Annotated in this window: 3 protein-coding genes; all 3 read right to left on the minus strand. The window is 48.9% G+C overall.

Going from position 1 to position 15,599, the window contains the following annotated elements; all coding sequences use genetic code 11:
- Positions 1 to 5: 5 nt before the first annotated feature.
- Positions 6 to 6,281, minus strand: a complete 6,276-nt coding sequence (locus WC317_00560) for a cysteine peptidase family C39 domain-containing protein (protein MFA5338624.1) — start codon at positions 6,279 to 6,281, stop codon at positions 6 to 8.
- A 16-nt stretch (positions 6,282 to 6,297) separates the two neighbouring features.
- Positions 6,298 to 7,929 carry a glycosyltransferase gene (locus tag WC317_00565; GenBank protein MFA5338625.1) on the minus strand — a complete coding sequence of 544 codons (1,632 nt, stop codon included), beginning with the start codon at positions 7,927 to 7,929 and terminating at the stop codon, positions 6,298 to 6,300.
- A gap of 242 nt (positions 7,930 to 8,171) precedes the next feature.
- Entirely contained in the window at positions 8,172 to 15,392 is a 7,221-nt protein-coding gene (locus WC317_00570) for a beta-galactosidase (protein ID MFA5338626.1), read from the minus strand.
- Positions 15,393 to 15,599 lie beyond the last annotated feature (207 nt).

Consider the following 15,599-nt stretch of genomic DNA (forward strand, 5'->3'; position numbering starts at 1 on the left):
TTTTCTTAATATAAAGGAATTGGTTTATCTGCACCGGGTTGCCACCCGGGCAAATTTGGTATATTGGAAACACCGGCATCTTCTAAAATTCCATAAGTATAGGAGTTACTATTATAAAAGGGATCAATTGGCCAAGGTGTAGCATCATATGATAAATCATTTTCATATTTTCCTGCTGAATTCAAGATATCTTTTATCAAATTTGTATCTGAACGTTTATCTAATATCCTCTGGCTATTTTTTAATTTTTCAGGTCTGTCAGCGGAGCTGCAAGGCGTAGCTACTAATTTACCATCTTTAGGATTGGCACTTAAGGTAAGTTCCAATTCGCCCTTTGAATTCTTATAGAAACCTGAGTTGGCAAAATCACTTGGATTATCGGGATGAAGTATAATTACCGTGTGGCTCCCCATTCCTAATACAGGCCTTGCTCCTATTGCTACATATAATCCCCACGGATCATACTTATTAATGGGATCGTTATTGAGGTAGACGTAAAGGTTGGGTCCGTCTATCATCTCCAACGGGTCTTTGGTGATGAAGCGCCCTATTAAGGGGTTGTAATACCTGGCGCCGAAGAAGACAAGCCCTGTCTGGGGAGTGTATTCCTTGGTCTTGTAGGCGTATTTGGATTCCAAAGAGCCGGACTGATAGATTATGTTGCCGAACGCATCGTAATCGTAGGTCTGGATGACAACGCCACTGCTGTTGGTTATCTGGTTGACGTTGCCTAAGTTGGAGTCATGATAATAGAGCGTATTCGTCCAGTCGAAACTGCTTACAAGCCCTCCTATCCCTCCGGGGGCTGAAGGCAACTTGGAGTACATTATCAGGATATTATTTGAGGGGTCTCTTTCAATGAGCGGGGCAAGGCCGTCATAGAGGTATTTTACCACGTTGCCGCCTATGTTGGTAGTGATACGTCTGCCGTCGCCTGAATAGGCGTAGTAGGTATTTATATAGGGGGTTATTATGCCCCAGGGCCTGTTCTCGTAGTCGTAGTAGTAATAGGTGGTGCCGGTCCTACTGTTGGTTTCAACAACGAGATTGCCGTTGTTGTCGTAGGAGTAGCTTATCGACTCATACGGTAAAATCCTTGAAGTAATCTGGTTGGCGGCGTTATATGAGTTGGATATGGGGAGGCCGTCTCTTGTTTCTGAAGTGCGGTTTCCGGCATTGTCATAGGTGTAATTTCTGGTGTATGGGTATGAGCCTGTTTTGTCCTCATGGGTGAGGCGCCCAGCGTCGTTGTAGATAAAGTTATAGGTGTTGCCGAAGTTGTTGCTAATAGTTGTTATCTTACCGAGACTGTTGTAGTCATAGTGGTAACTCGAGAGGGTGTTCTGGGAACCATCTTTAACCGTTAAGGTGTTTACCCTGTCGTTGTCGTAGTAGAGCCATTCGGTGTAGGTGGAGTTGGGATAGTTCATTCTTGTCAGGCGGTTAGCGGTGTCGTAGTAAAAGGTTGTAGTCTGGCTCTGGGAGTTGGTCAGGGTATAGGGCAGGTTGTTGGCGTAGTAGGCGTAAGAGAAGTAACCTGCCGGAGTGGTCATGGATATCCTGTTACCCGCGTAGTCATAGAAGTAGGTTATGGTGTCGTTGGCCTCGGGGCCGTCTACGGACGAGAGCCATGTCCTTGAGTTGTAGGTGTAGGTTGTCGCGCCATAATAATCGGTCATGGTAGCTGTTTTGCCATATCTGTTGTATAAATATACCACAGAGTTCGAGTCCGGGTATGAAACGGAATAAAGCTTGCCCGCTAAGTCATAGGTATAGGTGATGGTGTTGCCGTTAGCGTCTGTCTTGGTCTTGAGCTTACCGTTCTTGTAGTAGGTGCAGGTTGTTGTTTTGTTTAAAGGGTCAGTCTCGGTTAAGACGACGTTGACGTTGGGGTCATAGGTGTAAGTGGTGGTGTGGCCGTTCTGGTCTACCACGGAGGTAAGGTTACCTACCTCATCATAATTGTAGGTCGTAGTATTTCCCAAGCCGTCTGCGACTGTCTTTATGCGGTAATAGCTATCAAAGGTGCGGCTTTCGACGGCTAAAAGCGTGCTGTCCGGACGGTATTTCTTCATGGTAGTGTAGTTTTTGCTGTCATTGAGTAATGGCGGGGAGCTTTCATAAGTGAAGATAGTTATCTCTTGGGTAGGGTCGGTTACTTTAGTCAGGCGATTGTAGTGGTCGTTGTATTCGTAGGTGGTCTCAACAGGATTACCGTTGACGTAGCGGATGAGTTTCGTCATATTACCGAACGCGTCGTATTCATATTGCGTTACTTTGGTTCCAGGATCGGTTATGCTTACGCACTGGTTGAGTTCATTGTAAACATAGGTTGTTGTATGATTATTCGCGTCCCTGAAGGTCAAGAGATTGGAGTTTTTGTCGTAAGTATATTCTTCATAGCTTGAGTCGGGATAGGTCTTTCTCGTGAGCCGGCCTAAACCGTCATATTCGTAACTTGTGGCAATCGGATCACTGCCGCTGTTATCGCCGTATTTTGAGGAAGTCATACGACCAAGTGTATCGTACGTGTACTGAATATAATTGCCTTCCCCATCCGTTTCCTTGGTGGTATTTCCGTATGTGTCGTAGGTATAATCCGTGGCTATGCCTTCGGGATCGATTATCTTCGTAAGACATCCGTACTGGTCGTACTGTTTTTCTATCGTCGCCGTTCCCTGATTATTGGGAGAAGGTGTGTATCTATGCCTTAGATTGCCATTTGAATCGTAGTCATATGTCCACGCCCTCTCTTTGGGATCTGTTATCGAAGTGATATAATGAAAAGTGGGGTCATAAGTAAAATACGCGGTATAACCTTCGTCGTTGTCGAGCTGCAAGGCGCTGCCAAAACGGTCTTGCACCCAGCCGCAGCCTTTGCCGTTCTCATCCGTAACCGAATCGCGAATATAACTATCATCGAAAGTGTAATTTGTTACGCCGTTATTTGAATCCGTAATGCGAGTAATCTTTCCCTTCACGTATTCAAAGATGCTGGTTCTGTTGCGCATGTCGGTTATTGTGGTAATGCCTGTTTCAAAGAGATATTCATAAGTCGCCTGATTTCCTTTTGCGTCAGTAACGCGGTCGCAGACGTCGCTTATGTTCGAAGGGTCCCTGATATAATGATATTCCGTCCTGTTTCCCTCTGAGTCGATATACGCAGTTACGTTATGGATATTGCTTGCGTCATTATATTCGTATGTTTCCGAATAATTTTCGGGGCCTGTCACCGAAATTAGGTTTCCATTGTCATAATAATAATTATAGGTAACCGAAAGCGAACCGGCAACACCTGTCACCGTCGAAATCCGGCCGTTACTATAGGTAAAGTCAATATGCCTGTCCCAATTTTCGTATATCATATACAAAATGGGGCCGCCATAAATATACGAAAGACGGTTTCCGTTTAAGTCCTCAATATATAAAACACGACGGGTACCTTGATAGTTATCGAAATGATATCTCTGTTTCCCGTACTTAATGGTCCAGCGCATCCAGTCATATGTCCCGTCACCATTATTGATTAGCTCCGAGCCGTCGCATTCAGGCCCGTAGTAGGAGCCGGCGCCGTTATACTCGTAACTAAATATCGTTCCATCCGGCCCGGTTATGATGACTTTTTCGGGATCCTGCCCTTGAGCCGGGATTACCTGCATTTTGACATCGTGCGCAAGCGCCCAACCAAAGCCTATTTTGGAATCAACCTCACTGCTCGATGAATAGGTCCTTGTAAGATTCAGGCTGATGCCGTGTTTTCTCCCCCTTCCTAGTATGAATATATCTGTCTTCGGAATGATCACCTGGCCGCCTGTTATGGCTATTGGGTCAACGGGGGTGTCGCACTGTGTCGACGCGCGTTGCCCGCTTCCCATATATGTCATTCCTAACCCGCCGTCCGCATGCGGGTTATGCCCCGTCATCGAATCGTAAAGGTTAACACCCATCAAGTAATCCTCAGGAAGGCTTGCCTCCAATTTGCCATACTCTACTTCCCATTCGCCATTCGGAAGAACACCGGGATCGTTCTTAGTTATGCCTCCCTCGGATGACCGGCGATTACCGCCCTTAATGGCTAACAGCTCGTCGGCAGCTAATTCTTTAACGTCAGGACGAGCCTTGACCGCCAGTATCTGTCCCTTCCATCTGGCCGGAAGCTCTTTATAGCTAATGAATTCGCTTGATAAATTATCTCTAACCAATATGCCGGCTGATCTTATACTCTCAAGGAATGCGTAATGACCGCTGTCTATAAACAGTATCGCTTCCCCGTTGTATTCCTTCAGTTTTTCTGCATCAATCTTAAATGCTGATACTTTCAAACCGTTATTTTTGGCCGCCTTTATAAGACCAAGTAAAGTGGTCCCGTCTTTATCCGTTCCGGCGGATTTAGCTATCTCTTTCGGCGTAGATTTTATACCGTAAGTCTTAAGCAATAAATTCAATGCATATGGGCCGCAAGCGTTATTTAGCGATGTCGCCGCTGACTGTTTGCCCAATCTTTCTATCAGCTTCAGCACCCCTTTGGCCTCGGCTGTCAGGAAATGATACGGATAATTGGACACTAGCCGCTCAAAAGTTTCTTTGGCAAGCGGATAATTCCGCTGGTAATACCGGACCTTTCCTATCCAGAATAGAGCTTCCGCGGCATAGTAGGTGTCGCTGTTTAACGCTGTTTCATATTCCTTAAGGGCTTTTTCATAATCTTTGCGTTCAAAATATATGTGGCCTATCTCTATATGAAGCGGAGCCACAAATTTACCCTCATCTATCTTGCTCTGCGCGTAAGCTATCGCCTCATCCGCCCCGTAATATATGACCTTACCCGTCATAGGATCTCTTTTCTTCTTCTCGCGTAACGCTTGGACGATCTTAATATCGTCTCCTTGCGACTTAAAATATTCTATCGCCTTGTCGAATGACCTGAGCTGCCAATATATGTCCCCCAAAGCGTCCAGGTCGTTTGCTGTGTTAAAATATTTGATTGCCTGGTTAAACTGCTTTCTTTTTAGGGCCATCCTTCCCAATCCGGACATATCGTTGGCATCAGTAAAATACTTCTCGGACTTTACGTAATCGCCAATTTCGCCGTAGAGAAAACCGAGGCCGGAAATATCATTAGCCTTTTGAAATAGTTCCAACGCTTTGTCGAATTTCTTGTCCTTAAGTTGAGTGAGACCTAATCCCGAGAGGTCGTTGGCGGCTGTAAAACAATTCTCCGCCTCCTTGAAATCACCCGCTCCCAGATAAACGTGACCTAACAACGAAAGATCATTCGCATTCTTGGCATATTGCGCGGCTCTTGCATAATCTTTCTGCACGCAATAGGTAAACCCTATGCCCGAAGGGTCGTTCGCTTTGGTAAAACTATCCAGCGCTCCCTTATAATTATGCCCCTTAAGATACGCATAGCCTAAGGCGGACGGGTCGTTTGCCTGTTTCGCGTATGATAGAGCGGCGGAATAGCTATTCATACCGTTATAGGCGACACTTAAGCCGGATTTGTCGTTTGCCTGGCTAAAAGAGCTGATAGCTTTGTCGTATTGCCTCTTGCCGCAGTAGGCATGGCCTAAGGCAGATAGATCGTTTGCCGCCAAGGCATATTTTATCGCTTCGTCGAATTGTTTCTTTCCTGAATAAGCAAGGCTTATCCCGGAGAGATCATTTGCCTGCTTAAAATATTTTAAAGCGCTGTCAAAATCCCTTTTGCCGCAGTAGGCATGGCCTATCCCCGAATTGTCCTTGTTAGAAGCGAACTGAGTAAGCGCCTCGTCGTATCTTCTTTCAGCCAAAAGGACAAGGCCGAGGCCCCCTTTGTCCCCTGCCTGGCTAAACCATCCCCGCGCTTCGTCTATCTTATTTTCTCCCAGAGCCGCCAGGCCCATCCCCGAATAATCATTCGCCTGCCTGAAATATTCTCTTGCCTTGCTAAAATCTCTTTTTCCGCAGTAAGCGAGGCCTATCCCCGAGTAATCCTTCTTCTGCTCAAAGTGTCTTATTGCTTCATCATATTGGCGTTTTCCGCAATAGGCCATCCCCATCCCGGAAAGATCATTTGCTTTTTCAAAACTTTCCTTCGCAATGTCGTAACACCTCATCCCCAGATAAGCTATCCCCGCGCCGGAATAGTTATTCTTTTTTAGATATATTTCCAGCGCTCCTTTATAGTCGCCTTGCTCGATAGCCCGGAAGGCGATAACATCATCGGCAGATTCGAAACCCAGTATAAATAACGAACCCAATATCAACGCCGCGGCCACTAAAACTATTTTCCTTTTCATCACGCTCTCCTTCTTTTTATTGGAGCGTCTTGCCAATGAATAACAATATTACCGCCAGAATGATCAGAGGAGTTATTGCCAAGAACCTGACAAATCTATTCTCAAAGCCGCTATTTAGAATCACTACCCCTATTGCAGTGCCTGCGGCGAAAGACAAAAACCAGATATTCCGTGAAGTTAAGCCGATGGTTAAAAAGAGTCCCGCGAAAACACATTCTATAATCACGGCTATCTTGCTGTTAGCAAGGCTGACGGAGTTATCGGCCGTGACGGGAAAATCGGCTTTTTTGCTGACAAGATAAGCTAACGCGGCAATAGAGGAATTCACCTGCGTAGCATAGAACATGAACGTATACATGGCAATATAGCGAAATCTCTTTACGGGATGATGAATCATTTCCAAAATGGCCGGCAGTATTGGTGCGACAATGGTCAGGATAAGCATGGAAAAGAAATCCCATCTCCAAAAAAGGTTGCCCGAGATCCCGACCAATGTCCCAACGAAAGTATCATTGAAGGCAAGCGGCATTTTAAACATTGGGCCTTGGAATTGGAAATGGTAAAAATAGAACGGCAGGATTATCCCTACCGACAAAAGAAGCGCTAAAAACGGAAGGCCTAACAACAGGCTCTGAGCTGAAACGATGATGTCGAATTTTTCAATCCAGCTTATATTCCTGCTTTTGAGGAAATCCGGGTAGAATTTAAAAAGACATTCCGCCGTTCCCCTTATCCACTTTTCATTTCTTTTCCTATACTGGCGGTAGGTTGAAGGAAAATCCTCCATACAGGTTACGTCTTTTGCGTATACGCCGTAGTATCCCTTCTCCTTTATCTTCATAGAATACGCGAGGTCCTCTGTCGCCACCTCGGGGAAACCGCCGATCGCCCTTAAAACATCGAGGCGCATTAACGCCCCGTGCCCGTAGAACATAACAAATCCATATTTATTTTTGGTACTCAGGTAATGGTCGCAATGGAGTTCGATCTGATAACCGAGGCCTTGCGCGAAAGTTGATTTTTGATTCGAATTAAATTCCTGGCGCGATTGAACGAAAGCAACACGCGAATCACTAAAATACGGAAACAGTTTAATTATATAGTCGCTAGGTAATAGCGTATCGGCGTCAGATACGCTGAAATACTCGAAGTTCCCTATTTTACTCAATCCGTAGTTTAAATTACCCGCTTTATACCCGATCCTTTCCGGGCGCCGTATTACACTTATTGCCTTAGAATATCTGGCTACAAATTCGTCTATTCTCTCTTTGTATTCTCTGTTGGTGCTGTCATCCAAAATAAAGGTACGGAAATTGTCGTAGCCCTGAGCGAGACAAGTTAAGACCGCCTCTTCTTTAAAGTCATTGCAGGTGGTATAGAGCAATGCGACCGCGGGAGCCTTTTCCTGATTTTGCCGAACGATATTATAGCCCGGCGTAGATTTGATATATGAGAATAGAATTATTACAAGGTGATAAAATGCATAAAACCAAAAAATATTAAGTAAGATACTAAAACATGCTACGGCAATTTTAGCAAAGATATTTTCTGGACCAACAACAAGGGCTAACACGCGGGGGCTAAAATAAAAAGCGGCGCATAGCCAGCAAAAGATCATTGTGCCGAACATTACAGGGTTCTTTTTCATCTTAATTAGGGTTCGAAAGGTGTCGAAAAATTAAAACAAAAAACGGCGATTAGAAAATCGCCGTTACGGAATTAATTTGGTACTCTAAGCGGGTAAAACTCCATCGGAATTTCTCCTTAAAAGAGCTTTCGCCGGAAGAAAAAAGGAAATCTATTTTATCTCTTAATTAAAATGGCCACTCCTTAATATGATTACGTAGGGCGGCACTTTTATCAAGTGCCGCCCCAATGTGGTTTAAGTCTCTAAAACGACCAGCGGATGGAGTCTATGTAGAATGTAGTGGCGGATTCCGCGGTGATCTTGAACGGGCAGTAGACTTGGCTCAATGTAGCTCCCGAGAAGTCGCTTATCGGTATGGAGACTTCCTGCCACGACCCGCCGCTCGACGAGATATACTTCGTATAGGTATACCCCGCAGGCGCCTCTATCTCCACCTTTAAGGTCGTTGAACTCTTGACCCAGAACTTAAGGTAACCGTTGGCATACGTCGACAGGTCTACTGTGCCGCTCGTATGGAAAACACCCCATCCCGCCCACGCGGTGCTTATCGTCTGGAAGCATTTTGTCCCTTCAGGCGGGGTTTCGCCGGTATAATCACCGTTCCAACTGCCGAAGCCCCAGGTATAGATACTGCTGCCCTGCGGTATCCCGGAATCGGAGTAGACGCTGTAAGCGGTGCCGACGGTGATCTTCGTTTCGGGTTCGTAGGGCTCTCCTGTTGCGGTAAACCTGAAGGTATCGTCCATGCCGATCCTCTCCTCATACGGCTCAACGCCTTCCCTCTTATGGTCGAAGAAGTAAGCGCCCCACATGTAGTTGCTGCCGTAAGGGGTATTTTCGGGAACCTCTATCTCGAAGCTTTCGTCTCCACTTCCGTCCTCGATAATAAAGTCCTCGCTAGCGTAAGTTTCGCCCGTATAGACATCCTGCAGGAATATCCGCAGGGTCAACGGGAAGGTCACCGCATACGGCTTCCATGCGGTTATCGTGACTATCGTGTCCAGGCCTTCCCAGACCACCGGTACTTCAACCGTAGTGTCCGGATTGAAGTCCGTCGGGAAGTTCTCGTCCTCGACCTTCAATCGCGGCGCCCAGTATAACGAGGTCGGTACCTCATATTTATCCGACGTCTCGGTAAACCAGGTTATCCAGTTATACTTTCCGCCGCTCGCCGAATCCTCCAAGTCCGTATCGGCCGGGTCGTAGTCGGGAACCAGCGCGTATTCCGGGACATACGGACTCCTGAAATCATCCAGGAGGCCATTTACCGACTTGGTCTGCAGCCAGTCTTCCAGCCTAAACTGGGCTGCCGACGGATAGCCGGCCAATGTCATCTTCTTTAGCAAGGTGATGATATCGGTGGCAAGATCTCCGTCGGTCAGGGTTATCCTGTAATATTTACAGGCGGTGTCTAAGTTTATCGTCGGGTTGTAATCGCCGGCCCAGTTGCCCGAGGTGTAAATATTGGTCCACGAGCTTCTGTCCGGGGACTTCTCGACGGTCAACTGGCTCCATGTGCCCGCGAAACTAAAGTTCATCGTCAACGTCGGAGATGTCGCTGAGGAGATGTCTTTAAATGCCATGGACAACTGCGGCCTTGTGCCGCTCGTGTTGGCGTTGCTGATCCATGTAGTGGTTGTCTCGGTAAGCCAGCTGTTGGGGTCGGCCTTGCCGTCGAACATCGGGCTGCCGCCGTAGACCTCATTTGTAAGGCCGTCGCCGTTATCGCCGTCTTCCTTAAAACCGAAGTTGAGTTTAAGCGTATCATTCCTCGTGTTGTATGCGATCCAGTTATCGAACGTCCTGCCGCCGGTTGAAAGGAATGTCGCGCCGGCGTGGTAGAGGCCGTAGCCGGAGATGCTGGACTCGTAACCCGGGTCGTTAAACGAGGTGTAGAAGCCCATATGGTCCGTCCACGGGTCGGCCGAATCCCACGGATAGGTATAGATCGTCCAATAGATGTTATCGTCGCCGCTCATGGTCGTATCCGGGATCTCGAATTGGAGGTTCTCGGTCCCGTTGGGATCTATCGTCCATATCTCCTTTTCGGCTAACAGGAAATCGCCGTCTTCTTCATTCGGCGTGGCATATTTAAGCTGGATCCTCATCTTATAGATCTCTCTTGTCGTCCAATCGAAGACGTTCTGAGAGACCTGGCCGAATTCGTCCGTCAACTGGTCGTCGGTGTCGACGCCGTAGTTGAAGACGAAGGTCTTTCCTTTCTTCTCGCCGGTATCCGATGTGGCGAAGTAGGCGTCGTCGAAATAATACGTTCCCTGGTTCCATTCGTATAATTCGATTGAGGCAACCCTTTCCCAGTCTATCCCCGCTGTCTGCGAAACGGGCCATGATATCAAAGTCCACTCGTTCTGGACGGCCGACATCGTCGACCAGACCGCCGAGCTTAGATTGCCCCATTTGTCCTTGAATTTGATCTGTAACGAATTGCTGCCTTGCGTGTCATATACCCAGACGTAGAAATCGGTCATAGTCGCCAGATTCATATATCCGATAGGCGCGGCGATGTTAATACCGAGCGTGCCGCCGCCTGATGCGGATATCATCTTGACCGAACGGGTGCCGCTATGGACGATCGTCGTCTCGAACGCGGGATTAGACTGCCAGGCGTCATAGTAGTAATCGCCGGGGGTCGAATTGCCGGGCTCGAGGTTCTGGAAGGAAACGTTCTCCTTGGTCAGTAGGTTGCTTATCAAAGCAGGTGCGGAAGAGGCCGCGTTCTTTATATCGGCGATCTTCGTGCCTGTCGTAACCGTCGTCCAGGAGATCGCGGAAGCGCCCGAAGCCGTCGCTATATTCTGGCCGTTGGAGTAATCCTTGGTGATGTAATGAGTGTTGTCGGTAACCTGCAGGTTCAACAGGTCGCTTAAGGTCGTATACCCTGAATCGACGCCAAAGGCGCTCTCGATCCTTCCGGTGCCCGATGAGCCGTCCGGCTGCTTGATGCCGACGCCGCCGTCCGTGGCCACGACCGTAAACTGTCCCGCCTGCAAATACGCCTTTATGTTGTAGCATTCGTCGTTATTCATGACATAGACGCTCGGCAGGACCACGATCGGGAAGAATTCTTTCAAGTAACCCCAATCGAGGTTAAGCAGGTTGCCGTCGAGGCCTCTCTCGTTATCGTCGATGAAATAGTAACCCAACACGGGTTCCCATACGCCCAGCTGTGAGGCCTTTGCGCCCACTCCTATCTTTCCGCTGGCGAGGCCGGTGTTGGTAAACCCGCCTTGATACTCATTATCAAGATAGACCTGGAAGTTCGGTCCCGCCGCGATAACTTTCAATGTATGGAAGGTGCCGGCCGAGAGGGGGTTTGCGAGGTTGGCTACATTACCTCCGAACTCCTGGCCATTTACCCTTCCGCCGTACTTCACCCTCCAGAGCCCATAGTTGTTGTAGGGCTTGACGTAGTAGAAGTTGTTGTTATCCTGATAACGGAAGACAAGGTACGCCTCCGCGAAGTACGGGTCCATTGTGACGTACTTGAATTTCATCTCGGCGGTATAGTCTGTCCATGCCGAGTTTCCCGCAACCGAGATATTATAGCTCTGGCTCATTCGGTCGATGCTGTACTCATAGCTCGGCACCGTCCAGCGGCTCGAACCTTCCGCCACCGTCCAGTTGTTCGCGTTGCCGCTGCTGAAATCATCCGAGAACAGGGTATTGCCGCCGCTCGTTACCACGACGTCATCGAAATCGGTGACCGCCGGGTTGGAATGGACGTAGCCTAAGTCCTCAAGCCAATCGCAGACCTGGTTTACCTTATTGTAATGGGTTGAATACAGCGCCTGCGTCTTGGCGGACCTTACGACCGCTATGCGCTGCGGGAAGGAAGTCTCCCTGCTGATAGGCGTATTCTCCCATGATTGATATTCATACAGGTCCTCCCACTTGAAATTGACGGAGTAGCTCTGTCCTTTGTTTAACGCGGTCGGAAGAGACGTGGTGGGAGCCGCTCCCCATTCCAATTGCGTCTTTTGATACGACTCCGCCACCTTTACGCTCGACTCCTCCAGCCAGGCATGAATGACGTAATTTCCTCCGTCTGGAGTCGATATATAGTCGCTGTCGGCCTTGTTCGCATCCGGTATCCAGAGCCACAGCGTCTGTTCGCCTGCTCCGGTGACGGTGGTATTCATCGACTCATAGATCTCGTTGGGGGTGTTATCCCCGTTGTCGCCGTCTTCCTGGAAAGCGACGTATAATGTCAGATCCGATGCCGCCAGGGTATCATACCTTACCTTGACCTGATACGACTTATCCCCCATGGGGTGGACGACAGCCGGCGCGTCAAGTATCGTAGCCTTCTTTGAAGGAGAACCGCTGTAAGCCTTTATCAGTTCATGGCCGTCGGGTACCAGCGTCAAATTAAACGTCCCGTCGCTGTTCTCTTCTATAACCCCGCCTGTGGTCAGATTCTCGACTGTCCTCCCGCTGATCAGGCTCGTCGTTATCGTCACGCTCTCGTTCTGGTCGTTTCTGTAATTCTTGGCCGATATCAGGATGGAGCCGTCGCTCCCGGTCCTGTAACAGACCTGGACATATTGAGAGCCCGTGACATTCAAACTCGGCTGTATGCCGAAGCCGGTCAAGAATATAGCCTTCATCCAATCGTAATGCTTTGCCCACGGGATTATATCCTGTTTGCCGTCGCCGTCTCCGTCCGGGCTTATGTCTCCCAGGCTGAACGTCGTTATAGCGGCCTTGGATGTCCCGTTGTCCTTTATCACAAGCGCAGGGTTGCCGTTTGAATGGGTGGCATAGACCGTGCCTGTCGTAGCGGTGATCATATTGCTGTATTTCCAGACGCGGAAGACATCCTGTCTTGATGCGGTCAACGGCGAAAGCGCCTGGGTGACCGTCGTGGTGATGGGCGTAAAATTAATCCCATATTGGCCGTTTCTTGCCGGGTCATCATAACCGGAGGTATTCGCGGCATTGACGCCGAAGATATTGCCCATCTCTGTTGTGAAGTCGCCTAATGAGTTTACGTGGTAGTCCTGCATTCCGGGCAGGTCCGCGTCCGCGTAGATGTTGACGCCCGCGGGAATTATCTTTGTGCGGATATAATTCATATCCCCCGGGTAGGTCCGCATATTCCTCGGCAGTATTATAGCCGCGTAAGAACTGTAATCGGCCGGCGTGCCGTTATTCTTCTCGAAACTCTGGAACGCAATCTGGCTTCCAGATACATAGGTCGCCTGATCTAAATAATAGACGCCCTGATTCCATTCATAGAGCTCGACCGATGCGATCCTGTCTTTGTTGAGATTGGGAACGCTTGGATACTGCGTCATGTCCCAGTTTATCTGTGTCCACTGGTTCTGCACCGAATTGTTCGAAGACCACAGGCAATAGCCGTCGCCTCCCGACCCTCCGTCGCCTTCCGCGTCTCTTAAGCGCAGTTGGATAGAGTTATTCCCCTGCGTATCATAGACCCAGACAGAGAAACCGGTAGCGCTGCTTAAATCCATTACCTGAGCGCTGTTGGCCGGGTATACCGCAACCGTCCCGCCGCCGCTTCCGGCAGTTATCTTCAGGGATCTCGTCCCGGCATAAACCGTCGAAAGGTTTATCACGGGATCAGACTGCCAGATATCCTTAAAATATTTCGAAGCCAAAAGAGCGGTCCTGTCGATAAATGCGGGGTTCAGCCCCAGCCTCGTCAACGGGCCGTAGAGCTGCTGCATGTTGCATTCATAACGGTTATACATCCCGTCGGTCGCATCCGACCAGTAGAACGCCACATCCGGGGTGGGGTCGGTCGAATTTCCTATAAGCCCTTCGACGTCTATCTGCTCCATCAGATTATAGGTATCCCTTACGACCCAGAACGAAGGCTTGATCCTTCTGTCGGCATATACGATGCCGAAACCTTTTTCCCTGTCTGTAATATAGGGCCTGTCATTCCAGGTGAAGACGTGGACGCCTATGGCACCCGCTTCCAATTCCTCCCATAAGGAATTTCTTATCAGCGGTCCCTGGTTCAGTTCGTTCATCCCGGAATACATTGTCTCGGAACTCGTGAAACCGGTCTCGGTGCAGAGAACGGGCAGACCCGTCCTCCATTTGGCATTTATCACTCCCCACCGGCCTGTCTGGGACTCATGCCCCAACAGGTCCCACGGATAATTATTTATAGACCAGAAATCAAGCGGAGCGCCTATATCCCTGCAGGCCTTCGCGATCTTGGCCGTATCCTCTGCGTGATAACGCCAATCCTCCTCGCCCCATTGCATGCCGACGGTGGCATAGGAGATAAGATGGTTCGGGTCGGATTGCCTTACCGCCTGCGCGCCCAGGGAGGTAAAACTCGCTATACTATCCTCTCTCCACTGGACCAGGTCCCACCATGCGCCCGGATTATAGACGGCCGGGTTCGGGTTGCCGCTGGCGATCCCGCCCGGATCATTCGGCGGCCACTTCGAGGTATCGCAATAGTCATCGCGGGTGTAATATTCCGGCATTATGACCGTGGTGAAGGAAGCGTATGTTGTGCCCCAAACCTGGTTTAATGCGGCGATAGTGCCATATTTTGCCGACAGCCAGGTCCTGAAGGCGCTTTCGCAATCGGCGTCATAGCCGTCCTGCTTTCCGCTCCATAGCCCAAGATAACCGTATTCGTTTCCGACTATCCAGCCGACGATAGTGGGATTGTCTTTGTATCTGGCCGCAACGGCAGATAGAAACTCGGCATACTGCGCGCGGGCGTTGGCGTTCTCGTAGGAGATAATATCCGACTTCCAACGGGCCTGTTGAAATACCCCCTCGTTATCGTACCCCGGCGGATGCATTGTAAACCCGCTCTGAGTAAACCAGTCGGGCGGCCATTGATAACCGACGAGCGCGAAGATCCTGATGCCGCGCTGGGCCGCTGCCTGCACGAAATAATCGTAGTTCGTCCAATCGAACTGGTTATCGCCGGCTGACTCTATCTGTTTCCAGACGAAATCGACCCTTATGGAATTAACATTTGCCTTGACCATCTCGTCCAGGTCGTAATCGATCTGCTCGAAGGTCTGCCACATGCCGAGGGGCCGGTTCCATGTCTGATACGCTATCCCGTGAGGGATCCAGTAGTCGTTCTTTGCCTCGTCCCATAAATAACCGTTTTTAAATGTAATAAATACCTGCCCCGTAAAATCCTGATCCAGCTGGTCGGCGCTTAAAGGGGTATAACTTTTTGAGGCGGGGCTGGTCTTCCAGCCGAACTTTGAGGGAGTAACCGTATAATTACCCGACGATAAACTTACAAATTCGTAATAGCCGTTTGCGCCTGTCGTGTAATTCTGGCTTGCCGCTCCAGTCAGGGCAACGGATACGCCGCTTATGCCCTGGGCGCTAGAGTCTTTGACATAGCCATTTATGGTATAAGCGTATGCCTGACTCGATAGAACAAAAAGAAAAAGCGCTGTGACAAAAAACCATTTCTTCCTCATCATGTTACCCCCTACTTTTTATCTTAAAAACGTGTCGAGTAATAAAAGAAAAAAACGGCGATTTTTTAAAATCGCCGTTTAGTATTTTCTTTTCGGTGAGAACCGAAACCTGCTGAACTCATTTTTTGAAACCTTCTGAAGGACTGATTTTTTGTCTGAGTCTTCAAGAAAGGTGTGGAAACAGTGGGAGTATACATCAAATATTAATTT

The organism is Candidatus Omnitrophota bacterium (assembly GCA_041653595.1).
Taxonomy (GTDB): domain Bacteria; phylum Omnitrophota; class Gorgyraeia; order Pluralincolimonadales; family Pluralincolimonadaceae; genus Pluralincolimonas.

Bases quoted from the DNA above. Each gene is read 5' to 3' on its own strand.
- WC317_00560 (MFA5338624.1), bottom strand. From the start codon at position 6,281: ATGAAAAGGAAAATAGTTTTAGTGGCCGCGGCGTTGATATTGGGTTCG.
- WC317_00565 (MFA5338625.1), bottom strand. From the start codon at position 7,929: ATGAAAAAGAACCCTGTAATGTTCGGCACAATGATCTTTTGCTGGCTA.
- WC317_00570 (MFA5338626.1), bottom strand. From the start codon at position 15,392: ATGATGAGGAAGAAATGGTTTTTTGTCACAGCGCTTTTTCTTTTTGTT.